Consider the following 24,139-nt stretch of genomic DNA (forward strand, 5'->3'; position numbering starts at 1 on the left):
ACAATATTAATGCAATGAAGGGAGAAAGATAAAGTTGACGACTGGAAAAATTCTAGGTATTGCCTACAATGTCATTCCTGTAACAAATGTAGAGCAGTCAGCAGCATGGTTCGTGAACCATTTTGGATTTAATATTAGACAGCCAAGAGAAGGCTATATCAGCCTCTTTAGAGACAATAGACCAATTCTCGATCTGATTGAAAGTGATCATGAATCCAGAGCCGTATTTCAAGTGAAGCAGAAGAAGAGATGGGTCATCACCTTTTTTACAGACGATATCGTTAAACTCCATACTGAACTCACTGCTAGTCAAGTTCGTGTTGGCAAAGTTAGTGATGAGGGCAAATACGGAAAGTTCTTTACATTCGAGGATCTGGACGGTAATCTGTTCGACGTCTGGGAGCATCATGACTGTGAATTAGTATATTAGGGTGAAGGAGCATAGCAATATCAATATGAGTAAGGAGGACGTATTTAGAATGAGCAAAGAGAAAGTTAGACTAGTCAAACCTTCAGCTGAATATAAAGAAACGTATGCAGCATTTTATGAAGATTGGGTTGCATGCGGAGAATCGATGGTGCCGTGGGTCATTTCGAAAGAACCTTATCCTTTTGAAGAGATGTTAGCTTTTTTGGAACGCAGTGAACAAGGCATCGATATTCCTGAGGGCTGGGTTAGGGACAGTACATACTGGCTCGTGACGGAGAGTGATCGAGTTGTTGGAGCCGTAAATATACGACATGAATTGAATGAGAAGCTGTTCCATAGCGGAGGGCATATTGGTTATGGAATTCGTCCAGGCGAGAGGCAAAACGGATACGGTGCAGAGATCCTCAAGCTTTCCTTGGAAATTACCAAAGATCTTGGGATTCCCAAAGTATTAGTCGTATGTGACGCACATAATGAGGCATCCAGAAGAGTTATTCTTCGTAACGGGGGCATCCAGGATCAAGACTATGTAGAACCTGACGGGAATATCGTTGAGCGGTTCTGGATAGGTAAATAGCTAATGTCGAATAATGCTGAATCTTGTTGTAATTTAACAAAATAATATAGATCATGATTGTAATACCCACGTCTGCTGATTAAAATAAAGGTTAGAATCTGGATTGCGGCCGGAAACTATCATCCTATCAGGCATAAGTGAGGTTTTATTATGAATCAACCGGTTAATCGGCCCCGGCGTATTGAGTATCTGGATCTCTATCGTGCTTTTGCAATTATGGCAGTGGTCGCCATTCATGCGACTTCAACAGCAGTTGCACATTATCCCAAGCACACGTTGGATCATAACTTTTATTATTTTTGGAACAGCTTTTTGCAATTCGCCGTACCTGCATTTTTGTTTCTGTCCTCATTGGTGTTGTTCTACAATTACAGCTCCAAGATGAAGGAAAAGGGCTGGATGCCCGCTTTTTATAAAAAGCGATTATTTTATGTTTTTGTGCCTTATCTGGCCTGGTCACTCATTTATTTTATCGTCAAACAATGGCTAGCAGGCAAAGAGCCTCTGGCACATATGAAGCAGTTCTCGGAGCAATTGTTAACCGGTACTGCACACACGCATTTATATTTTTTTCTGATTATTTTGCAATTTTATGTGGTGTTTCCACTACTTCTATCGTTAACACGTTATCGTTTGTTTAATCGATATTTACCTTTGTTCTTTATTGCTGCGCAGGCTGTTTTTTACGCGTTGCATTTGCAGTTTCATTTCTCACGGATGGGGAGTTTGCTGCCCAGTTACCTAATTGTTATTGGATTCGGTGCATGGATTGGGTTGAACTTCGATGCGGCTTTGAAGAAATTGTTCTCGTACCGTTATGTGCTGATTGCTGCATTGTTGAGCGGAGGAGCAGTGTTTATTTACGGTAATACTTATATAAAAACGGCTTTCGCCGCAACTCCGGCGCTAACCTATACGTTGCTATTTCTATTCCGTAATCTGTTTACTCTCTCAGCCTGCTTACTCTTACTGATCGTATGTGAACGAATAGGTGCATGGAAACAGAATGGATCTAATCGGACAACTCGCATTCTGAACTCTTTGGGTACGGTGGCGTTTGGTGTATTCTTAATACACCCGTTAGTGCTCTTGTTCTGGAGAAGAGAACTCACCGTGGAACTCGCCCCACACTTCAGTCTTGGTATTATGCTGTCTTATGTTGTGGCGATTTTGCTCTCATGGATTATTGCCATGGGACTTCGTCGAATGAAGTGGGGATGGGTTCTGATCGGACGTTAACGTTGGGCAGACTGTGTAACGATGAATATAAAGTAAAACCGAAAAAGAGATTTCAAGCCCTGAACATTCAGCGGGTGACTTGAAATCTCTTTTTTATTTGTCGAAGAGGCGTTATTATGGGCTAATGTCCATAAAATTCAATTAATGGAATACATGTTGTTAATGTCAGGAGTGGTGGAATGAAGTTCATCATTATTTTTGGTCCACAGGCTGTAGGGAAAATGACGGTGGGTCAGGAATTGGAGAAGATCACCGATCTGAAATTGTTTCACAATCATATGACGATTGAACTGGTGTCCCCTTATTTCAGTTATGGTACACCTCAAGGAAAGAGACTTGTTAATCTGTTCCGTCAGGAGATTTTTGAAGAAGTGGCGAAGAGCGAGCTGCCCGGTTTGATTTTTACATTTGTGTGGGCATTTGATATGAAAGAGGATTGGGAGTACATTCGCAAAGTCAGCGCGTTGTTTGAGTCCAGAGGTGCAGAGGTATGTTATGTTGAACTGGAGGCTGATCCGACGGAACGACTGGAGCGTAACAGGAGTCCACATCGGCTGCTGCACAAAGCAACGAAGCGTAATGTCGAATGGTCAGAGAAGGATTTGCTTTCGAGCATGGAGAAAAATCGATTGAACTCTGAGCCCGGAGAAATTACGTATGAGCAATATATTCGGATTAATAACACCGACAAGAGCCCGAAAGACGTGGCGCACCTGATCCAAGAACGATTCAAACTGTAATTGAAAGTGGAGGGGAAAAGCATGTATATCATTTTGGCTTTAATAGTAGGATTTGTTCTGTGTCTTCTGATCCCATATGGTACGATTCTGGCAGGCGCTATTATCTTTGCACTTGTTGCAGACAATTATCGTCAGACCATGAGTATGCGCGAGGATATTCATTCCATCAAGCATCATCTGGGATTGATGCACAAGGGTGAAGCGGAAGAGTACCAGATCGATAAACAGTTAACGGATATCGAACACTTGGATTCGGACCAGTTGAAGATCATTAATCGAAGAATCGAAGCAGAGCTGGAGAAGGAAAGTAAAAAGAATAAATCATGATGAACCGACTACACGAAAAGGGAAAAATAGGGTGCCAATGGATTCGAGAGATGATATATGTCTGCAAAAAAGTGAGAAAAGCGTGACGAAATAATGATAATTAATTTTTTTTGTATGCAATTTTTCATCATTCGGACACATTAAGTCCTCCTCTAAGGAGGGCTTTTTTGTTTATTTATGATCCGAATTCAACAGAATTTCAAGAAGCATATTAGCCAAAATATAGTGAATAAGTGCAAGCACTTTTTATCTGAACTGGCGCGAAAATGTTCATGAACGTATCTATAAATTTTGGTTTATTAATGGACGAAGTGGAAGGCGAGGAGTAGGCTGAATGATACAGATCTAATACAGACAGGTATTGAAATTCTGGATCTGGAGCTCTGGGTGCAAGTATAATTCCCTGGATAAGGCGTCATGCTAAGGGAGTGCTTATAATGGGAAGGTAGATAGATACAGAATGATTATTCGCAAACAGAAAAAAATACAAAGCAGATAAACAGATTCATTTATGCAATCAGAAAGTGTTTTTTTAGGTGGAAAGCATCATCGATTTTTTTGTTGCACAATGTAGAAAAATGTAATACCATGAACGCACATATAGTTAACATTGAAGTGAAATGGGCAAGGCCAGTGACCTCATGGAAGGCACGGTTTGCCTTTTTCTGTATATTGGAGTGGATAAAGTGAAGATCGAGAAGGTGTTAAACAATAATGCTGTAGTTGCGATTAAAGATGAACGTGAAGTCATCGTTATTGGCCGGGGAATTGCTTTTCAGAAGCGAGCCGGCGATGAGGTGTCGGAGCAGCATATTGATAAGATATTTACTTTACAGAATGAAAATATTCAGGAAAATTTCAAGGCATTAATCGCGAGCATACCACTGGAATACATGAAAGTGTCTGAAGAGATTATTGCCTATGCCAAGCTGAAGCTTGGGAAAAAGCTAAACGAGAGTATCTATCTGCATCTGACGGATCATATTCATTTTGCCATTGAACGTTATCGTAACAATCTGCCCATCCGTAATGGACTGCTGTGGGAGACCAAGCAACTCTACAAGGACGAATATGAGGTAGGGCTGGAAGCGTTAAATATGATTTGTGATCAGTTTGGTGTGCTTTTGCCGGAAGATGAGGCGGGGTTTATGGCACTTCATTTTGTAAATGCAGCACTTAACGAAGAGATGCCTAACATCCGAAGCATGACTCAGGTCATGCAGGAGATTTTGACGATCATCAAATATCATTTCAAAATGGACTTTGACGAGAACTCATTGAATTATTATCGATTTGTGACTCATCTGAAGTTTTTCGCCCAACGGCTGGTAAAAGGCAAGCATTATAAGAGCAACAACGACGATGAGTTATTCGAGATGATTCAGAAAAAGTATCCTGAAGCGCACAAGTGCTCGGAGAAGATTAGAAAATTCATTGAAAATAACTACACGTATCAACTGACTAACGAAGAAATGATGTATTTAACCATTCATATTGAGCGTGTGGTGCATGCCACTTCAGAGTAACGATATTACAAAATAAAGATTCTTAAAAAAACGCTTGCAAAAGATTAGAAGTTATTATATTATGAATCCATAAAGTAAGCGCATACATCAATCGGATTGTAACTGTTCAATCAGGCAATTCCGATACTTCCGACCACTCTGGGTCCGTAAAGATGGGTTGCAACTTACTTTAAGATGAAGTTGTTAATGCTACAACTGAATATCGCTGTGTACAGCCTTACAGGGTTGCAACCGTTAAGGGCAAAACCTGAATTGCTGAATATCACGACTTGTTTCCGGATTTTTCGGTGCGTTGTGTATGTTCAGTAGTTCAGGTTTTCTTTGTTTCACAAGCATCGGGAGTCTACTTAGAGAGGGAGAATTACTATGAACTACGATCAACTGGCCAAAGACATCTTGTCTGGTGTAGGCGGAGCTAAAAACGTAAACAGTGTATTCCATTGCGTAACGAGATTGCGCTTTAAACTCAAAGATGAAAGCGTTGCTAAAACGGAAGAACTTAAAAATCTGCCGGGTGTCATTACCGTCATGCAGAGTGGTGGACAATATCAGGTCGTAATCGGCAATGAAGTGCCGGATGTATATAAAGCCGTTGTAAAAGCTGGTAATCTGCCTGCTGAGGGCCAGGTTCCAGAAGAGCAGGAAAGTTCTGGTAACAAGGGAAGTTTGTTTAGTCGCTTTATTGATATGATTTCTGGTGTCTTCACTCCGCTGCTTGGACTGCTGGCTGCGACGGGGATGATCAAAGGTTTTACAGCCATGTTTTTGTCCTTCGGATGGATAGCGGACACATCAGGTACGTACCATCTGCTGAATGCAACGGGCGATTGTCTGTTCTACTTCTTCCCGGTATTCCTGGGTTATACGGCCATCAAAAAATTTGGCGGCTCACCGTTCCTCGGTATGGCGATTGGAGCTACACTCGTATATCCTACGCTGTCCGGTTTGACTGCGGGTGATCCACTGTATACGTTGTTCGCAGGTACATTATTTGAATCACCAATTCACATTACGTTCTTGGGTATTCCTGTAATCCTGATGAATTACTCATCATCAGTTATTCCGATCATTATCGCTACATTCTTTGCAGTGAAAATAGAGAGATTCTTCAAAAATGTTATTCCTAAAGTGGTTAGTACGTTCCTGGTTCCATTCTTCACACTGCTGGTTATCGTTCCTGCAACATTCCTTGTAATTGGTCCAATATCCACATGGGCAGGTCAATTGATTGGTGCGGGAGCAACAGGCATCTATGAATTAAGCCCACTCGTTACAGGTTTGGTCATTGGCGGTTTGTGGCAAGTGTTTGTATTGTTTGGTCTTCACTGGGGACTCGTACCAGTCATGCTTCTGAACCTGAGTACGTCCGGTTCTGACCCAGTGGTTGCGATGTCTTTCGCCGCTTCCTTTGCCCAAATTGGTGCAGTACTCGCTGTTATGTTAAAAACCAAGAATGCCAAATTGAAATCATTAAGTATTCCAGCTTTCATCTCGGGGATCTTCGGTGTAACTGAGCCAGCCATCTATGGTGTGACACTTCCCCTGAAAAAACCATTTATCATGAGCTGTATCGCAGGTGGTATTGGAGGCGGAATTCTAGGATTATTCGGATCGAAAATGTACATGTTTGGCGGACTTGGCGTATTCGGCTATCCGACCTTCATCAACTCAAAAACAGGCGTTGATTCCGGGTTCTACATGGCTCTTGTAGCTACAGCGGTTGCGTTCATCCTTGGTTTTGTTCTTACGTATGTTGTTGGTTTCAAAGACAAAGCAGACGCAGTTCCAGCGCCAACACCTGTACTTGATCCAAACCCGAACAACAGATATGAAATTTTCAGCCCAATGGCTGGTGAAGTGGTTGAACTGAAAGAGATCAATGATGTTACCTTTGCAGGAGAGCATATGGGTAAAGGGATTGCGATTCGTCCAACCAGCGGCAGAGTCGTATCTCCAATCATGGGTGTCGTACAAACGGTATATCGCACCAAACACGCCATTGGACTTGTCACTGATGATGGTGTTGAGATGCTGATTCATATCGGACAGGATACGGTGCAATTGAAAGGTCAGCATTTCACAGCTCATGTAAAAGATGGCGACCGCGTTAATGTGGGCGATCTGATCATGGAATTTGATCTGCAAGCGATCAAGGATGCCGGATATGAGACGGTTACACCGATTATTATTACGAACACGTCCAATTATCTGGATGTAGTAGGCACGAAGGATGCATCTGTGAAAGAGAAAGACAAATTGCTTACAGTGCTCGGTTAAATGAACGTTCATTATGGATAGGAGGTAGACGTGAATGTATGAAAAATTAACAGCCTTCCCGGAGAATTTTCTATGGGGAGGAGCAACGGCCGCGAACCAGCTTGAAGGAGCCTATCTTGAAGGTGGCAAAGGGTTAACTACGGTTGACCTGATCCCCACGGGGGCTAATCGCTTCCCGATTGCTTTGGGAAATCTCAATTCATATGAGCCCAAAGATGGCGAGTTTTATCCTTCGCATGAAGCGATTGATTTCTATCATCGATACAAAGAAGATATCGCACTATTTGCGGAAATGGGATTCAAGTGCTTCAGGCTCTCAGTAGCCTGGGCACGGATTTTCCCTAATGGCGATGACGCTGAGCCGAACGAGGCGGGATTGCAGTTTTACGATGATGTCTTCGACGAATTATTGAAGTACAATATTGAACCTGTGGTCACAATCTGTCACTTTGATGTCCCTGTACATCTGGTCGAAACGTATGGCGGGTGGAAGAACCGTAAGATGATTGGTTTCTTTGAGACTTATGCCAAGACATTGTTCGATCGTTACAAGGACAAGGTGAAATACTGGATGACGTTTAATGAAATCAATATGCTGCTGCATCTTCCGTACATTGGAGCGGGTATTGTTCTCCAGGAAGGTGAGAATAAAGGGCAGGTTCTCTATCAGGCAGCGCATCATGAATTGGTTGCTAGTGCTTTGGCTGTGAAAGCCTGTCACGAGATCATTCCAGGTGCACAGATTGGTTGCATGCTGGCAGCAGGCATGGTTTATCCGTACACTTCCAATCCAGACGATGTATGGAAAGCCATGGAGCAGGATCGGGAGTCGTTCTTCTTTATCGATGTTCAGTCCAAAGGAGCGTATCCTGGGTATACGAAGCGTTTCTTCAGAGAACACGAAATTGTGATTGATATGCAGCCGGAAGATGCAGATATTCTCATGCAGAATACAGTCGATTATATCGGATTCAGTTATTACGCCAGCCGCTGTACAAGTACCGATCCGGAGATTTTGAAGGATTCGACCGAAGGTAATGTGTTTGGTTCAGTGAAGAACCCGTATCTTCAAGCTTCCGAATGGGGCTGGACGATTGATCCGAAGGGTCTTCGAATTACCTGTAACCAGCTGTATGATCGCTATGGCAAACCATTGTTTATTGTGGAAAATGGGCTTGGTGCAACGGATGTTTTACTAGACAATGACATCGTTGAAGACGATTACCGCATTGATTATCTGAATCGTCATTTTGCCGAGATGGCTGAAGCCATTCAGGATGGGGTTGAGCTTCTGGGTTACACGAGCTGGGGACCGATTGATCTGGTCAGCGCGGGTACAGGGGAGATGAAAAAACGTTACGGTTACATTTATGTAGACCGGAACAATGATGGAAGCGGCTCACTTCGCAGAGTGAAAAAGAAAAGTTTCCATTGGTACAAAGAGGTTATTGCCAATAATGGAGCGCAATATTTTTAACTCCAGGTGTAGTCCCTTTCGAATATTACAAAGAGCAGTCTCGTTGACACGGGATTGCTCTTTGCTTATGAGGGATGAATTTGACTCATAATTTGTTTCATATATATAATGAAAAGATCAAGAGAATCTTGTCACTTAAGAAGGGAGGAGCATCCAATCATGAAGAAAAAATCACTTGCGTTTATATCTCCGGGATATGGATACTCCACTGCTGTCTTTTTCTAGAATCTATTCCAAGGGAGAAGTGTGCCCAAATGAGGAAGAAAACTAGGGAATATCGCAGAAAAATCTTAAGAATGACGAGGTAATCAACATGAAAACCGACAAAATTACTAGAAAAAATCCAGCTAATATGCCAGCTCCTGTAGGACAGTACACGCATATTACAAGAATTCCGAGGAATGCAGAGTTATTCGTGACATCGGGTCAAATTGGAGCAGATCGTAGGGGACACTTTCCGGACAGTCTGAATGAGCAAGTCACGAATACATTCAATAATATTAAAAGAGTACTCGAATCCGAGCATTTAGATGCTGACCATATTATCAAAGTTAACGTATGGGCGACGGAGAAAATCGATTGGGATTTCTTATACGCTGAGTGGGGACAATTATTCAGTCAGGATTATCCTGCGATGACAATTGGATATATTACGGAGTTAGGTCTACCCGAAATTAAAATTGAAATCGAAATATGGGCAGCAAAAGTGTAGAACCAAATAAACTTATTTAAACCATGGAGCTTCGATGAAGCCCCATGGTTTTTTTGATTTCTTTATTCGTGAGAAATGCAAATAGCGATGATCTATGCCATTAGGAGTGAATGTAATTGTGTTATGGCACTTGCAGACTCTGATAGGCATTCAGTCGCCCATATGTCCAGTAGACACCAGAGCCGGATACGGGATCGGATGCGAAGCATAAGGCATCACGAATCTGCGCATTAGTTTTCCCACGGGAAGCCAGCAATGCAGCCACTCCCGCTACATGAGGAGCGGCCATGGACGTTCCGCTTAGATAGGCATAAGAGCCGCCCAGGTATGTGGACAGAATGGTATCACCTGGTGCAGCCATATCTACCCACGATCCATAGTTTGAGAAATTCGATTTGAGGTCGGAAGGATTGGTTGAAGCTACCGCAATGACATTGGGATAAGATGCAGGTACAATCGGATACGAAGTATTATCATTACCTGCTGCCGCGATAATGACAGCGCCGCGATCCCATGCATATTGCACGGCAGCCTGAAGAAAGGCTTCTCCCGTTGGTCCACCGAGACTCAGGTTAACGACTTGAATACCGTTGTTGGCCGCATAAACAAGTCCGTTTCCGACGTTACCCGTTGTACCTTGTCCATTGTTATCCAACACACGCAGCGGGACAATCGAAGCGAGTGGTGCCGCACCTGCAATGCCAACTCCGTTATTGGTTATAGAAGCCGCAATTCCAGCTACATGGGTACCGTGTCCGTTACCGTCTTCGGGAATATTATCATAATCAACGTAATCGTATCCGGGAAGGAGCTTGCCAGCGAGCTCTGGGTGGTTTAATTGCACACCAGTGTCAATGATCGCGATTTTCACCGAAGTGTTACTTTGGGAAATATCCCAGGCAGCAGGAGCATTGATTTTTTGCAAGTTGTATTGGTAAGGGAAAAACGGGTCATTTGGTGTAAACGATGCCTGAAGGTAGTAGTTAGGTTCAGCGTGCTCAATGAGCACATGATCCTTGTAGTGTTTTAACATACGTTGCATTTTCTTTCTTGATTCAAGGCGATACCAGCCCAGATCTTCATACGTTTCGGCTACGTTGCATTTTGCTTTTTTATGCAGAGTGTGCATCTCGTCAGCTGTCGTACCTTCCTTGAACTTGATTAACAGCTGCTTGGGTGCGTGGGGATAAAACTTTTTGGCGGCAAGTTTATCTTCCACATAACGATAGACGAACCCAATTGCCAGCAGAGCTGCAGCAGACATTCCAAGCGATAACCACATATGTTCTTCCCCCTCGAATTTGATTGATGACACGCCTTATCGTATGCGAACCCTATCAAATCGCGCGGGCTTTCTGCTATTTTGGTTAGGAGTTTAGATAGATTGATAGGAAGAGTTTATTTCGGTAGAATTGTAAGCAGAGAGCGAACTTGCGTTTCGTTGGGTTCGTATACGGAGCTGAAACGGGCTCGAATCTAAGAATAAGGAATGTGGATTTTGTGACACAGCTTCAGGCGGTCCCGAGAGTGATAGCTATTCAAGAGCACCAAATGAAAGATGCAATTGATTTTGCCATGCGTGTACGCAAAGAAGTATTTCCAATGCTGGATCATGAGGAATTACCTGTAGATCTGGAGCAATTCAAAGAACATTATCTGGATTCAGCCGTTACTGTCTTTCTAGTTGCGGTCACGGAAGAAAATGAGATCGTGGGTTCCATCGGTATCCTGCCTTATGATGGGCGTATCGAAGCTGTGAATGGACAATATCCTGAGCAGTCTGCCGCCGAAATTGTAAAATGTTATGTGGATTCTAAATATCGCAGATACGGTATCGGTTCACTCCTCGTAAGAGAACTGGAGAAAGTGTTGGCAGAGCTGCACTACACAACCTTGTATTTGCATACACATCGCTTTTTGCCTGGTGCCGTGGATTTCTGGAAACGTCAGGGATATGTGGTTGTAGTGGAGCAGGACGATGATTGGCAGACGGTGCATATGGACAAATTGCTATAAAATAAGTGATTATGACTATGATTACTTTGATGTACGAACTGCGGATACTGAAGGGGAATATAGGTTGATGCGTTTGGATTACTTTAATGGGGGATACGAGATGAGTACAACGAATCGAAAGATTGTTTTTATAGATATTGATGGCACATTGGTAGATGATGACGGCAACATTCCGGTTTCCGCACAACAGGCATGCAAACAGGCACGTGAAAATGGACATCTGCTTTATTTATGTACAGGACGATCGAAGGCGGAAATCTATGATTCTATTTGGGACGTAGGATTTGACGGTCTGATCGGTGCTGGTGGTGGATATATTGAATTCGGTCAGGATGTGCTGTATCACAAAAGGGTAACGGCAGAAGATGTACGACATATGGTCGATTTTTTCAATGAACACCAGATTGACTTCTACCTCGAATCCAATTCGGCTTTGTACGCCAGCGCCAATCTTCAATCTCATCTGGAACGTCGCATTTATGGGGATGTAGAGAATGATCCCGGTGCCAGAGCGAAAAAAGAACAAAAGCCACATCCGTTTATTGCTGGTTTGACATATGGTGAAGCCGATTTATACAAGGACGACGTAAACAAAGTTTGTTTTCTGGAAAGCTCTACGATTCCGTTCAATCGAATCAAGCAGGAGTTCGAAGGCAAATTTGAAGTCATTCAGTGCACAGTGCCCATCTTCGGTGAAGGGAGCGGTGAACTGATGATCCCGGGCATTCATAAAGCCATTGCTATTGCAGATTTATTGGAGCATCTGGGTATGTCACGTGAAGATACACTCGCCATTGGGGACGGCATGAATGATGCGGAAATGCTGGAGTACTGTGCTGTAGGGATTGCGATGGGCAATGCCAAGCCAGGTCTCAAAGCCATTGCAGATGATATAACTGGGACTATCGAAGAAGATGGTTTGTACCACAGTTTTGTGAAATATGGATTGATTGAGTCCTAATCAACTTCAAATGAGTGGGAAGAGGTGAAACCAATGTCGGAAGGAATAAAAGTTGAGCTAGAAATAAGTGCATTCGGTCAGGAAACAGTTCCATCGTACGATGATTCGTTTCGTAAACATGAGATCGCAAGAACTCGGATTTTACCTAAAGAGACTACACTAGCGCAACTGGAAGAGATGTTGAAGGAAATGATGGCAGAGATCAAAGAGGATTTTCAGCAGCCGGAACAGTTATTAGCCAAAGTAACCCTGAGAGCGAAGGAAACGGAGGGGGTATTAAAATACTTGGGTTAGGGACTCTTTTTCATAGAAATGTTCTAGACTCCGGACAAGGCCCAGTAGATAAATCCACCAAATAACCCGACGCAAAGTCCGGCGATGACTGATAAAAGGATAACAAATTTTTTTCCGTTCATAAACAACCCTCCCCCATGATTTTAACATATACGTATTGGTTGATGTTTTGTATTGCTATAGCATCTTCGGGGGGATTTAGGGTGGGGCGAATGTTAAGCTGATGGACATGAAGGAGAGAATTACATATTTCCTCCCACCTGACCGATATAAAATAGGTATGCCTATTGACCAGAAAACGAAAGGAGTGCAGAACATGGATATTGCAGCATTATCAATGGCTATGAGTCAAGTCTCAGTGGCGCAGTCGGCGAGCTTGCAAGTTATGTCAATGTCGAAAGACATGGCAGAGCAGCAAGGTCAACAACTAACAGAAATGTTAAAGTCGGTTCCGGCTCCTCATCCTAATTTGGGTGGAAGTCTGGATATTTCGGTCTAGACGATATTTGAGTTTGCGTTCTCGCGTTAAATTTGCAGCAAGCAAAACCCAAACGGCTCCAATTCCATTGAATTGAAGCCGTTTGGGTTATTTATTTTCGTCTTAGTTTATTTCCGACAAGCTTGGCGATCTGCCTTCCAACGGAAGTGTATCCTTGAGCGTCCATAACTCATCGTAATTGGAAATCTGAAGATCGGCTTTGGATAAGTCCTGGTCACCTGATCCCGGATTACGGTATCCGATGCAGCGCATGCCTGCACTTTTGGCGGCCTGAACACCATTGCGCGAATCCTCAATGACAAGACAGTTCGAAGGGGATGCTCCAATCATTTCAGCTGTAGTCAGAAAAATATCCGGAGCCGGTTTGCCGTTCGTGACTTCCTCACCTGTCATTCGGACCTCAAAGTATTTTCCAAGTCCGGTCTTGTCCATGATCAGATCGATCAGTGCACGTGGAGATGAAGAAGCAACGGCTATCGGAATGTGCTGCTCATGCAGCCAGCTTAACCAGCGTTCTACGGAAGGTATGGCTGTCAGCTTCGGGTGAGCCAGCATCGTCTGCATCACATTATGTTGATGGTAGGCGAGGGCTTCTTCCACGGTAGCCGTCAACTGGTGCTTGTCCAACACTTGCCGCCACATCGATTCCAGCGTAACTCCAACATAGGTGTGATGTTCTTCCTCCGTCATCTTTGCGCCAAAATGGGCAAAAGAGCTGCGCTCAATCTCGAAATAAATCGGTTCGCTGTCAATCAGTACGCCATCCATGTCAAAAATGACTGCCTGAATGCTGTCATCCTTCGACTCTCCCAGCCCGTCAAACTCCTTGTTTGCTACCATGTTGTATTCCTCCTCCAGGATTCTGTAAGCAATTATCTCTAATTTATCTCAATCATGATTAACTTGCTACATTAGATACTGGAGCCGCTGGATTGCAGCACCACTTTGATGGCATGTGAAGAAGCTTGAAGTGTGCGCCCCTGAATATCGCAGCCGAGCGTGCGGAATGCCTCTTCGTAATCCTCCAACGGGAACGAATGGGTGATAATTTTTTTCGCCGGGATAATCTGTTGCTCAATCATGTAATGTGCTGTTGCGAATGTACCCAGGGAGTCGATGGAGCCAATGATTTTCAGACTGCGGTCCACAACTTCCTTGGGATTGAACGATGTGTTTCCATCTCTCAGACCGACCAGCATGAGATAACCGCCGCTGGCGAGTTGCGAGAGCACTTGTGTGCCGACAACGCCTGTCGTATCCACAATCATATCAACCTGATTAGTTGTTGGTGCCAGCGACTCTATCGCATTTTCAAAGGATGAATGAACCTCCCAGCGATCCGGTGCAATCGAACCTGCAATAGCCAGGCGTTCTTCGGAGATGTCGACGAGACAGCCAGTGACACCTTTGGAAGCGAGGGCGTAGCTGTATAGAATACCAATCGGCCCTGCGCCGAGGATAATCGTTCTAAAATTCGGCAGCAGATGGATCTGATTAATGCCTGTAAGCATGCAGCTCAGTGGTTCAGTCAAGGTCGCTTCTTCATAGCTCACATGGTCCTTCAATTTATACAAAAAGCGATCCTCGGTTACATAATAATCCGTAAATGTACCGTCAGCACTCACACCTGTCTCTGTAACCGACTTATGTGTGCAGTGATTTTGTCTGCCTGTTCTGCACATGTCGCATTGCCCGCAATAATAGGTAGGATCGATGACAACCCGGTCGCCCGGTTGCAGTGTCGTTACAGCAGAGCCCACGGCAATGACTTCCCCGGCAGACTCATGACCCAGAATAACGGAAGGAACCGCATGATATTTACCGCTAACAATACCAAGGTCGGTACCGCACACACCCGTTGCCCGGATTCGAACCAGCACCTGATTGTCTCTTGCGATTTCTGGAACAGGCCGTTCCTCAAGCACTACATCCCAAGCCGATTTGTATACCAATGCTAACATGTTAAAACCTCCTTATAATAATATGAAATGTAACTATAGCGATTCATTTTAAAAACAGTTTCTGACAAGATACGTAAGTAGTGAAGGAGACGAAATCGATTCTGGAGAAGCGGAGCGTTCGCCTTAAAGCTTTCTGAAAGAAAGCTGCTTCGGAAGCATACGCTATCAACGGATTTTTCCCTCGGAAAAGGGAAATCAAATAAAATCCGGGGATAACAGCGATCAGAAGAACGATTCGTAACCGAAACTACCACTTCGAGCAATGGCATTGAAATGTTTTAATGGACGCTGGCAAGTACTGAATCGAGTCGCTCTACAATTTCAACCAACTCATCTTCTGTTGTGGTAAGCGATGGTCTGACCTTAACTACGTTCCCGAAGCCGTAACGTGATCCTCTTAAAATCAGATGCTCATCCGTGAAGGCACGGTCGATAATGGCGTTGGTTTTATCCGTATCCGGTTCGTTATTGTCACCCACCATTTCCAATCCCCACATCAGGCCAACTCCGCGAGCTTCACCAATGCTTGGATATTTCATGGCCAAATCTTGCAGTAATCCACCTAAAATTTCACCTTTGCGTTTCACGTCATCCAGGAATCCGGGTTCGGATACAACCTCCAGGGTAGATTTGGCTGCGGTTACAGAGATCAGATTGCTTCCTGAGGTGAAGGAATGTTCATGCTTTTCCAGTACATTTAATCGGGACTGCATCAATACCGCAGCAACAGGCACACCGATACCACCGAGACCTTTGGCAAGGGTAATCATGTCAGGCTGGATATCGAACAGTTCGCTGGCAAACATATACCCGGTACGTCCGATTCCCGTCTGTACTTCGTCGGCAATAAGAATGATATTGTACTCATCACACAGTTTACGCAGGCGCTTGAAATAACCAGCAGGAGGAATGATATTGCCGCCATTGCCGAGGATCGGTTCAATAATCATGCAGGCGACTGAGCCGGAACTCGCATATTCTATGGCATCGGAGATAGCTTCAACGCATTGATATCCGCAGTCTCCGCTTGAGGATTTGAATGGGCAACGATAGCAGTATGGTGCAGGCACATGAACGGAGTTGGCAACAGCCGAATTTGGAAACCGTTTCCGCCGGAAGGCATTTCCCGAAATCCCTGTTGCAAACTGGGTCTGACCATGATGGGACAGGTACAGGCTGATAATGTCTGTGGATTGCGTGTATTTCTGTGCAATTTTGGTGGCACATTCATTGGCGGTTGAGCCCGTAATATCCCGCATCCATCCGGCATTAATGTCGTTTGGAGCATATTCAATCAGATGATCGAGCACTTCATCCACATACGGTTCTGTGAAGGAGGAAGACATATGCGTCAGATTGCCGACTTGTTCCTGAATTTTGCTCACGACATGCGGGTGATTGTAGCCCAGTGACAGGTTGAACGTACCGGACACACCATCCAGATATTCAACGCCTGCATCGTCAATCAACTTAATCCCTTGTCCGGTTCTGAAACGGTTTTTGGTTAAGGTTTGCATACGATTCCCTCCATAAATGTAATGTACTAGCCTGAACGAAGATCAATAATTCCGGATTACGCGGGCATCACCCCTCTCAAGAAGCAACGTTTAAATCTCTTTACTCTGATGTGCGAGAGTTCCACTTACGGCGCTGTTCCTTACATTCCAGAGATGAGAGAGTACGAGAGTGAGTAGCAAAATCAGACAAAATCCGGCCAAAATCCAGATCGTGTTCACTACAGGCCATGCACTCATGCTCCATCCGGTTACATACTGCAGAATGGCGCCGCCGATACCCCCTGATGCAATCAGGATGCTGGTTGTGCGCTCAGTCATGCCCGGAATCAAAATGTTGGCATAGACCAGTGCAATACAGAACAGCCCTGACATGAACAATCCGGTTCCGAAGATTAGCAGGTATGTTGCCCATTGGCCCGTAACGAACACCATGGCAACGGCGAACAGAAGTGTACCTACCGTACTCCAGATCAGGAAAGGCATGTAGTTGACAGCTTCAGCAATTTTTCCGGAAAAAAGACGACCGATAATCATGGCAATCCATAGGATGGATACGCTGAGTGAAGCGACAGACTCCTGTAACTGCAATCGTTCGACCAGGATGGAAGGCAGGAAGTTCATCAGGCCTAACTCCAGACCCATGTAAACGAAGAAAAAGATGACGAAGATGGTGAGCAGCCCCATATGTTTTCTGGAATACTGGGCCCTGCCCGTTGCATGTCCAACGGTGTTTTCACCAGCTTGTTTCAGATAAGAAGCGGCGGAGGTGGGCATGGTCACCCATAACAGCATGAGAATAAGGGATAACGCGGAAACGGTATAAAACGTAAGATGCCAAAGATCCAGCCAAATGTATAAGGCAGCGACTGCCGGAATGAGAAGTGCTCCGAGGGCAAAGTACACATCAAGCTTGGACATTGCTACTGCTTTCTGATTTTCCGTAAATTCTATCGTAAACGCACCAACGGAGGGCTCAATGATACCAGACCCAAACCCGACAATAATGGTTAGAAGAAGAACAACTGTCCAGGATGGCAAGAATCCGAGAACGGCATAGGCGGCCACAATACAGATCAGTGCGATGGTTAACATGGATTTTCTGCCGATGCGGGCAGTCATGGAAGGAGCAACGAGCACCCCGACAAGAAAACCGAGGAACTGCAGAAACAACAAAAATCCGCCATCACTATAACCACGCTCATAATGTGTCAATAAAACGGGTAGAAGTGCACCGAGTACAACGCTGGTTATGCCGATTAACAGATAAAAACCGCAGCTTAAAGCGAAAATTCTTCTCATAAGTTGTCCTCCTAAGATGGATATAAATTTTATATTATGTAAATAATGTTTCTTTCGTATATAACTTATACCATAATTATGCAATTGTACATGCTTTTTATTGTAAAATAATGTTAACTTTTGACGAATGAATGATCTTTCTCACACAATGTTCAACCTAAAACGATTTCGTGTCGAAGCAAAAAAAGTTTCCTTATCTGTAATAGACAGGAAACTTCTTGACGTTCGGAAACATTAATCCGAATATGATTTAACTTAAGCTGTCGTCCCACTAAGCAGTTTGCACAAAGAAAATTCCATCCAAGGGTGCCTGAGCAGTCGCAGGGCCAGTTCGTAATAACAAATATCCGTTTGCATCGGAAAGTCCCAGTATATCCTGATAGAGATGGGGGAAATCCCCGGAATAAATCTGACCAACGAATTGATAGTCCTCTAACAAATGGCTAATTCCGTTCACACCGTTTGGTAGCATGGAAGAGAAAAATGAAAAGGCAGGGAAATCCTGTTCCTCGATCTCTACTTCCGTCAATCCTACTCCGCATAAAGGAATGGATTGAATGGGACATACGGAAGTTAGTGGCTCTGAAGATACGGATACATATGTACATCCAGCGAGAATATTCTCCTTCCATTCCAGCTCATCCCCCGTATAGGTTACCTGGTCCAAAAAGTATTCCGAAGCGGAATAGGTGGAGAAGACCGAAATGTACTTCCCGGGTGGCAACGAAGGGACATGCATCTGTTGTAAAAGTGTATTGCAATCAATGGAGAACAGATGCAACAAGGGTTGGCTCTCCTGATTAAGCGGCCAATCTGTAACATATGCGATTTCTCCGCCAATCCATATGCCAGTATTCTGGTTCAGAACATCAGGGTCAATTGAAAGCTGGTTAACTTTGTGCATGGTAAACTCCTCTTTGTGTCTGGATTAAGCTGTTTAAACGGACAACACATTAATTATGACGGGCTGACCGTTCAGTCTTTGACTTGAATCGCATTTCCAAACAGCTTGCGTGCTTTGTCCCAATCGACGCCTAGTTTACCTTGCCAGCCAGCCCAAGGCATCTCCATATCAGAGCGGCCTTTGGTATTATTAAGCAGCAACTCACCGTTCAGGATATGCTCGTTGTTGGTCCAATGGTCTGTACTGAGGGAGAGAACCTGATTGGGCAGTACACCTACTCTGGACAGCGCTTGAAGAATACTTCGGCGAATCCCGGCGTGTCCTTTGACTAATTTCTCTGCAGTGAGTCGTTTCTCAAATTTCCCCGGAGACTCTTCGTCTTCAGCCTGATCCAGCATGCGAAGCAGTTGATTGAATGTGGTGATATCCTCGGGAGTCGGTTTAATTGGTCCTTGCTCAAGTATGGTGACAAACTCTGTCAGATCGGCGTATGCACCTACGCTTGTGCCACTGTAATCATAACCCTGGTGAAGGGCGTAACGGATATTGGATAGATTCTTCCAGCTCTCATCGCTATGACTGAAACCGCAAACTCTGCAAGCCAGGAACTGTTCAGTCTCTTCGTAAGCATGTGGCTCTGAGTGAATCATCATATGGTAGCTTGCGAGCGTAGATATGCCTCGAGGATAACTGCCCCCGACACCTGCAATAAATGCTTGGGTAATCGTTGACCAGGATAGACGTTCATTCTGCTGGAAAGCGATTAGTCGTTGAATGATATCATCATGGTGGACCATCTCGAGATCATTAGCCACCCAGCCCACTGAAGTCAGTAGATCTTGTTCGGCAGGAGTTAGTGTATCCGTTTGATAGATCATTACTTCACGTGCTCTGTCATAATCACCATTGGCGTGAAAATATAACTTTTTAAGGACTCTCATACACTTTTTGTCCATGGTTAACTCCTTTCCATAGTTTATTTTGGATTACCTATGTACCTCCGAATAACAATTCATTTGCTTCGTTTCATTATAAGTGAGATGATGTGTGATGAAAATCAGTACAAGGCACTAACCTATTGAACAAAGTGGTGGTGGAGCATGCGAATTAACAAATACATAAGTGAAACGGGATACTGCTCCCGCAGGGAAACGAACCGATTAATTGCAGCCGGGCGCATTACGATTAATGGTAAGGTATGTGAAAAAGGAGCGGACGTGGAGCCCGAGGATATCGTGCTCATTGATGGCCAGGAGATTTCTTACAATGATCGCGAGCCTGTGTACCTTGCTCTGAATAAACCCATCGGCATTGTCTGCACCGCAGCAGAACAGGTGGAGGGAAACATCATTCAGTATGTGAATTATCCCTCGCGTATCTTTGCGATTGGCAGGCTGGATAAGGCGTCCGAGGGATTAATTTTTCTGACGAACGACGGGGACATTGTGAACAAGATGATGCGTTCGGAGCATAACCACGACAAGGAATACGTAGTAACCGTAGATAAACCAGTGACAGACGAATTCGTACGGGCGATGTCGCAAGGTGTTGAGATTATGAATGTGGTGACGAAACCGTGTGAGGTATATAAGCATAGTGAGAACGTATTTCGTATCATTTTGACTCAGGGGCTTAATCTACAAATCCGCAGAATGTGCAAAGCCTTGGGATACAGAGTGCTCAAGCTGGAGCGCATCCGAATTATGAATGTTACGCTGGATGGACTGGAACGTGGACAATGGAGACATCTGGAGAAGCAGGAGCTGGAGAATCTTCTGTCCATGTTGAATTAGAAAGTTGTATCTGCTCAATGTCCTGGCAAAATGAAGAGGCACTAATCCGTAATGGATTAATGCCTTTCTTTGAGTTTTGGACGATGAAACCATATACTATTCAAGTTCTGGCAACGTACTACGGTGGTCTTTTCTGTGTACTTTCTTCTCTGAAATAAATGATCCGAGCAACGTTAATAGAGCGCCAAGCAGCGTTATCCAGGTAATCCGTTCATGTAGAATCAGTGCAGAAGCGACGACAGTAATGACAGGCACCAAATAAATGTACACACTTGTTTTGACGGCTCCCAGCAGACTCACTGCCCGGTTCCAGGTTACAAAACATAAGGCCGAGGCACCCAGTCCGAGAAAGAGAAGGTTCGAGAGGTTGGTCATGTTGGCGAAGCGCCCGAGATCGAAGTGGAATTCGAACAGGAACAAAGCCGGCAGCATGAATAATAGTCCATAAAAGAATACTTTGCGTGTAGCACCGATGGTGTGATAGGGAAGTTCACCTATTTTGCGCATGAGAACAGAGTAGATCGCCCATACAGCAGGTGCCACGAAAGCGAGCAGATCCCCCAGGGGATTCAGTTGCAGAATGAAACTGCCGTTGAATCCAATAAGGATAATGCCAGACAAGGCAATGGCGAAGCCCAAGATAAACCGCTTTTGCAATCTCTCTCCATCCAGGAAGAAATGTGCAAGGACTGCGGTAAAGAAAGGGGCAATCGAAACAATAACACCTACATTGGAAGCTAAGGTGTACACCAGTGCAATATTTTCAATGAGAAAATATAACGTAACCCCGCATAATCCAGCAACGATAAACAGCATTTCTTCTCGGAGTGAGGTAATTCGCATTAACTGCGGATAGATCAGGAAGAGCACCACATAGCCAATCACGAAACGGAAAAAGAGAATCTCCACCGGCGTGAAATCGATCAGCAGCACCTTGGTGGAGATAAACGTTGTTCCCCAGATCAGGATCGTAAGTAAGGCTAGCAGGTGTCCAGTGGAAATTTTGTTCTGACCTGTCATGACAGATCATCCGCTGTGCGCTTTGGATCCACTTCATGGTTGAAGATGCGTCTGTATTGCTTGGGGGTCAAGCCAATTAGCTTTTTGAAAAAATTCGTAAAGTGACTCTGGTCACTGAAACCGGTCTGCGCTGCAACCTCAATCGGGAGCTGGCCTTGTTCCAATAGCCGTTTGGCCTGATTGATGCGAATTGTTTCCAGGTAGCGGTAGGGAGATATCCCTTTTTGACGAGTGAACAAACGCAATAGATGGTACTTGCTCAGCCCTGTTAACTCGACTAATTGGTTCAGCGTAATGCTCTCCATATAATGAGTCTCTATGTACTCGCATATGAGTCTAATCTCGATGGTGACGTCCTGGGCGGAAATGGGCGGTTCGGCATCGGCATATTCTCTCATCAGCTGTTCCAGCAGAAAGAGCAGCAGTTCTTCTTTGTGAAAGTCAGCTTGCTCTTCCAAGATCATCTGATGCAGCTCATGCAAAGAAGTAACATGTTCGCTCTGATAGAGAACAGGGGAAGTAAACCGTGGCAAATAATCTTGTCCGGTAATTTCCAGTACATATTGGCGCATGACCTCAGGTTGAATGTTGATGCAGCGATAATCCAGAGTTCTGCCGTCCACCTGTTCGCAGGCATGGGGATCATGCGGATTAAAAATAATCATGTCTCCAGTGTTCAGGATATATTCTTCGTTATTACATACGAGATGGCGCTTGCCTTGCTCAATAAATCCAATGACGTAATAGTCATGAAAATGATTGGGGAATTTCTGCATAATGCCTTCGAATTGATAGGCTTCGAGCTGTAAATCGGTATCGAACACGACGGTTCGCACTTCGCGAGTCACCTGCTGCACCTTCTTTCTGGTAAGTTAAATGTCATTATAATATGAAAAGAAGGAACTTTCTTGGACGATATTGCTCGCTCTGTTTTGTTCAAACATGTAAAAAACCAAAATACCCGCTGTCCCTAACTAGATGGATGACGAGTATTTTGGTTCAATTATAGCTCATTTAACGGATAACAATATTAATTTGAACCTAAATTATTGTTATAGCAACGTAGCAAGTGCTTCAGGTGAGCGACAGGAATCCCCGGCTGAATTGGCTGAGCGAGTGGTGCCATTTATGATGAATGGAACAGGTTTACTGAATTAACGAATGTAGAAAGAAAGAGCAGATGAGATCTGCTCTTTTTGTTTTGATTTTATCCATCGAAAATATAGTGAAGATTATCAATTCATAAATGAATTTACGTCAGATGAATTTACGTATATAGCTTCAGCGGAAGGGTCGTTAAAGATTGTCCGGCCGCAGAAGCGGTCAGATTTTCTTCCAGATTGAATCCTTCCACGGGTTCAATGCTGGTGAAGGTTTTTAGAAATGTGGTCAGTACAATTTTGGCCTCCAGACGCGCCAGTGGTGCCCCCAGACAGAAGTGAGTACCAAAACCAAATGCAAGCTGTTTATTATTGTTCGATCGATGAATATTTAAGGTAAACGGGTCTTCGAACATGTTCTCATCCATATTGGCTGCACTCATCCACGCTACGATAGCGTCTCCCTTTTTCAGTTTAACACCAAGCAGATCGTTATCCTCTTTGACCATCCGGTCCATTTTGCTGATGTGAAAGCGATATCTCAGCATTTCCTCTACGGCGGCTGAAACAAGCTCAAGATTATCCCTGAGTTCGGCATACAATTCCGGTTGATCATACAGAAGGGCATAGAACGAGTTGGCCAGCAGGTTGCTTGTTGTTTCTATGCCAGCACCCAGAATAAACATGGTGGTTCGCACAATCTCTTCATCCGTAAAGTGCTCGCCATCCACTTCCACCTGGATCAGGTCGGATATGATATCTTCTCCCAGATTGGATCTTTTGGACACAACGAAGGGATACAAGTATTTAAAATATTCTTCGCCGGCAATCTTTTTCATGTCGTTAATTTGATCAAAGGTGGCATCGGTAGTGGGCATAAACATGGTGTCCACCCAACCCTTGAACAAATGACGATCTTTGGAGGGAACGCCAAGCAGGTCAGACATGATAATGACAGGAAACATGCTCGTATAAGCTTCAACAATGTCCACTTCTGATTGATGCTCAAACTCTTTAATTAGCTCTTCGGCCACTGCCTCTATTCTCGGTTCCCAAAGCTTGAGACTTCTCGGTGTAAACGCACTTGCCAGCAATGATCTCCGCTTGCGATGATCCGGCGGATCTACATTGTGAATATCCAGCTTGTCCGGCATGTGATGCTCACTGTCCGCACCTTTTTCTTCACTTGAATATCCGACGTTCACAATTGATCTTTTTCTCACACTGGAGAAGTGCTCGTGATCATTAAGCACGGTTTTGACAAGATCATACTTGAATACATGCCAGGAATCGGTCTCTTCATTGTAGATGACAGGTTCCTGATTCAACATGCTGCGATACCAACGGTAGGGACTGAATTCTTCTTCTTTCGATTGGAAATTCGTGATTTCTGACAGAGAAATAATAGAGCTCTTCGTCATTCGTTTCGCCTCCTTGGTTGGTCTCATTGACAAATATAACAAATAAGAG

General features: G+C 44.3%; 24 protein-coding genes. 14 read left to right on the top strand and 10 right to left on the bottom strand.

What is annotated here, in order from left to right:
* Positions 1-34: 34 nt before the first annotated feature.
* From CRO25_RS02845 to CRO25_RS02885, 9 genes are all read left to right on the top strand, one after another.
* Entirely contained in the window at positions 35-430 is a 396-nt protein-coding gene (locus CRO25_RS02845) for a VOC family protein (RefSeq protein ID WP_079693971.1), read from the top strand.
* A gap of 49 nt (positions 431-479) precedes the next feature.
* Positions 480-1,007, top strand: coding sequence for a GNAT family N-acetyltransferase (locus CRO25_RS02850; RefSeq protein WP_079693970.1), 528 nt, complete (start codon positions 480-482; stop codon positions 1,005-1,007).
* A 150-nt stretch (positions 1,008-1,157) separates the two neighbouring features.
* Entirely contained in the window at positions 1,158-2,246 is a 1,089-nt protein-coding gene (locus tag CRO25_RS02855; RefSeq protein WP_079693969.1) for an acyltransferase, read from the top strand.
* A gap of 179 nt (positions 2,247-2,425) precedes the next feature.
* Complete coding sequence (locus tag CRO25_RS02860; protein ID WP_079693968.1) at positions 2,426-2,986, top strand: AAA family ATPase; 561 nt, start codon at positions 2,426-2,428, stop codon at positions 2,984-2,986.
* A gap of 21 nt (positions 2,987-3,007) precedes the next feature.
* On the top strand, positions 3,008-3,313 hold the full coding sequence (locus tag CRO25_RS02865; protein ID WP_079693967.1) for a hypothetical protein: 306 nt from the start codon (positions 3,008-3,010) through the stop codon (positions 3,311-3,313).
* A 686-nt stretch (positions 3,314-3,999) separates the two neighbouring features.
* The gene (gene licT, locus CRO25_RS02870) at positions 4,000-4,839 is read left to right on the top strand and encodes a BglG family transcription antiterminator LicT (RefSeq protein ID WP_063563219.1); all 840 of its coding nucleotides are present in this window, start codon (positions 4,000-4,002) and stop codon (positions 4,837-4,839) included.
* A 366-nt stretch (positions 4,840-5,205) separates the two neighbouring features.
* Positions 5,206-7,116, top strand: coding sequence for a beta-glucoside-specific PTS transporter subunit IIABC (locus tag CRO25_RS02875; RefSeq protein WP_079693966.1), 1,911 nt, complete (start codon positions 5,206-5,208; stop codon positions 7,114-7,116).
* 34 nt (positions 7,117-7,150) lie between these two features.
* Positions 7,151-8,593, top strand: a complete 1,443-nt coding sequence (locus CRO25_RS02880) for a 6-phospho-beta-glucosidase (RefSeq protein ID WP_079693965.1) — start codon at positions 7,151-7,153, stop codon at positions 8,591-8,593.
* A 313-nt stretch (positions 8,594-8,906) separates the two neighbouring features.
* Positions 8,907-9,305 (top strand): RidA family protein, encoded by a 399-nt coding sequence (locus CRO25_RS02885; protein WP_079693964.1) that lies wholly within the window; start codon positions 8,907-8,909, stop codon positions 9,303-9,305.
* A 121-nt stretch (positions 9,306-9,426) separates the two neighbouring features.
* Here CRO25_RS02885 and CRO25_RS02890 read toward each other — a convergent pair whose 3' ends face one another.
* On the bottom strand, positions 9,427-10,587 hold the full coding sequence (locus CRO25_RS02890; RefSeq protein ID WP_079693963.1) for a S8 family peptidase: 1,161 nt from the start codon (positions 10,585-10,587) through the stop codon (positions 9,427-9,429).
* 245 nt (positions 10,588-10,832) lie between these two features.
* Between CRO25_RS02890 and CRO25_RS02895 the strand changes: the two genes are divergently transcribed.
* The 4 genes from CRO25_RS02895 (at position 10,833) to CRO25_RS02910 (ending at position 13,075) form a co-directional block, all read left to right on the top strand.
* Positions 10,833-11,321 (top strand): GNAT family N-acetyltransferase, encoded by a 489-nt coding sequence (locus tag CRO25_RS02895; RefSeq protein WP_256863558.1) that lies wholly within the window; start codon positions 10,833-10,835, stop codon positions 11,319-11,321.
* Between the two features lie 100 nt (positions 11,322-11,421).
* Entirely contained in the window at positions 11,422-12,282 is an 861-nt protein-coding gene (locus CRO25_RS02900) for a Cof-type HAD-IIB family hydrolase (protein ID WP_079694281.1), read from the top strand.
* A 33-nt stretch (positions 12,283-12,315) separates the two neighbouring features.
* Positions 12,316-12,576 carry a hypothetical protein gene (locus CRO25_RS02905; protein WP_079693962.1) on the top strand — a complete coding sequence of 87 codons (261 nt, stop codon included), beginning with the start codon at positions 12,316-12,318 and terminating at the stop codon, positions 12,574-12,576.
* A 316-nt stretch (positions 12,577-12,892) separates the two neighbouring features.
* Positions 12,893-13,075 carry a YjfB family protein gene (locus CRO25_RS02910; RefSeq protein ID WP_024630505.1) on the top strand — a complete coding sequence of 61 codons (183 nt, stop codon included), beginning with the start codon at positions 12,893-12,895 and terminating at the stop codon, positions 13,073-13,075.
* Between the two features lie 102 nt (positions 13,076-13,177).
* Here CRO25_RS02910 and CRO25_RS02915 read toward each other — a convergent pair whose 3' ends face one another.
* The 6 genes from CRO25_RS02915 to CRO25_RS02940 form a co-directional block, all read right to left on the bottom strand.
* Positions 13,178-13,915, bottom strand: a complete 738-nt coding sequence (locus tag CRO25_RS02915; protein WP_079693961.1) for an HAD family phosphatase — start codon at positions 13,913-13,915, stop codon at positions 13,178-13,180.
* Between the two features lie 71 nt (positions 13,916-13,986).
* Complete coding sequence (locus CRO25_RS02920; protein WP_079693960.1) at positions 13,987-15,036, bottom strand: zinc-binding dehydrogenase; 1,050 nt, start codon at positions 15,034-15,036, stop codon at positions 13,987-13,989.
* 278 nt (positions 15,037-15,314) lie between these two features.
* Positions 15,315-16,553, bottom strand: a complete 1,239-nt coding sequence (locus CRO25_RS02925) for an aspartate aminotransferase family protein (protein ID WP_024630502.1) — start codon at positions 16,551-16,553, stop codon at positions 15,315-15,317.
* A gap of 90 nt (positions 16,554-16,643) precedes the next feature.
* The gene (locus CRO25_RS02930; protein ID WP_063563106.1) at positions 16,644-17,852 is read right to left on the bottom strand and encodes a sugar MFS transporter; all 1,209 of its coding nucleotides are present in this window, start codon (positions 17,850-17,852) and stop codon (positions 16,644-16,646) included.
* Between the two features lie 271 nt (positions 17,853-18,123).
* Positions 18,124-18,756 carry a hypothetical protein gene (locus tag CRO25_RS02935; RefSeq protein ID WP_079693959.1) on the bottom strand — a complete coding sequence of 211 codons (633 nt, stop codon included), beginning with the start codon at positions 18,754-18,756 and terminating at the stop codon, positions 18,124-18,126.
* Between the two features lie 71 nt (positions 18,757-18,827).
* Positions 18,828-19,697, bottom strand: coding sequence for a hypothetical protein (locus CRO25_RS02940; RefSeq protein WP_257018524.1), 870 nt, complete (start codon positions 19,695-19,697; stop codon positions 18,828-18,830).
* A 159-nt stretch (positions 19,698-19,856) separates the two neighbouring features.
* Between CRO25_RS02940 and CRO25_RS02945 the strand changes: the two genes are divergently transcribed.
* Positions 19,857-20,549: a pseudouridine synthase gene (locus tag CRO25_RS02945; protein WP_079693957.1), complete on the top strand. Its 693-nt coding sequence runs from the start codon at positions 19,857-19,859 to the stop codon at positions 20,547-20,549.
* Between the two features lie 96 nt (positions 20,550-20,645).
* On the opposite strand, the gene CRO25_RS02950 is transcribed toward CRO25_RS02945, so the two are convergent.
* The 3 genes from CRO25_RS02950 to CRO25_RS02960 form a co-directional block, all read right to left on the bottom strand.
* Complete coding sequence (locus tag CRO25_RS02950; RefSeq protein WP_063563102.1) at positions 20,646-21,569, bottom strand: DMT family transporter; 924 nt, start codon at positions 21,567-21,569, stop codon at positions 20,646-20,648.
* Positions 21,566-22,417, bottom strand: coding sequence for an AraC family transcriptional regulator (locus CRO25_RS02955; protein WP_079693956.1), 852 nt, complete (start codon positions 22,415-22,417; stop codon positions 21,566-21,568). The genes CRO25_RS02950 and CRO25_RS02955 overlap by 4 nt, the downstream gene beginning before the upstream one ends.
* Positions 22,418-22,836: 419 nt before the next feature.
* On the bottom strand, positions 22,837-24,090 hold the full coding sequence (locus CRO25_RS02960; RefSeq protein WP_079693955.1) for a cytochrome P450: 1,254 nt from the start codon (positions 24,088-24,090) through the stop codon (positions 22,837-22,839).
* Between the last annotated feature and the right edge of the window lie 49 nt (positions 24,091-24,139).

The sequence above is a fragment of the Paenibacillus sp. RU5M genome (assembly GCF_900221055.1).
GTDB lineage: Bacteria > Bacillota > Bacilli > Paenibacillales > Paenibacillaceae > Paenibacillus > Paenibacillus marchantiae.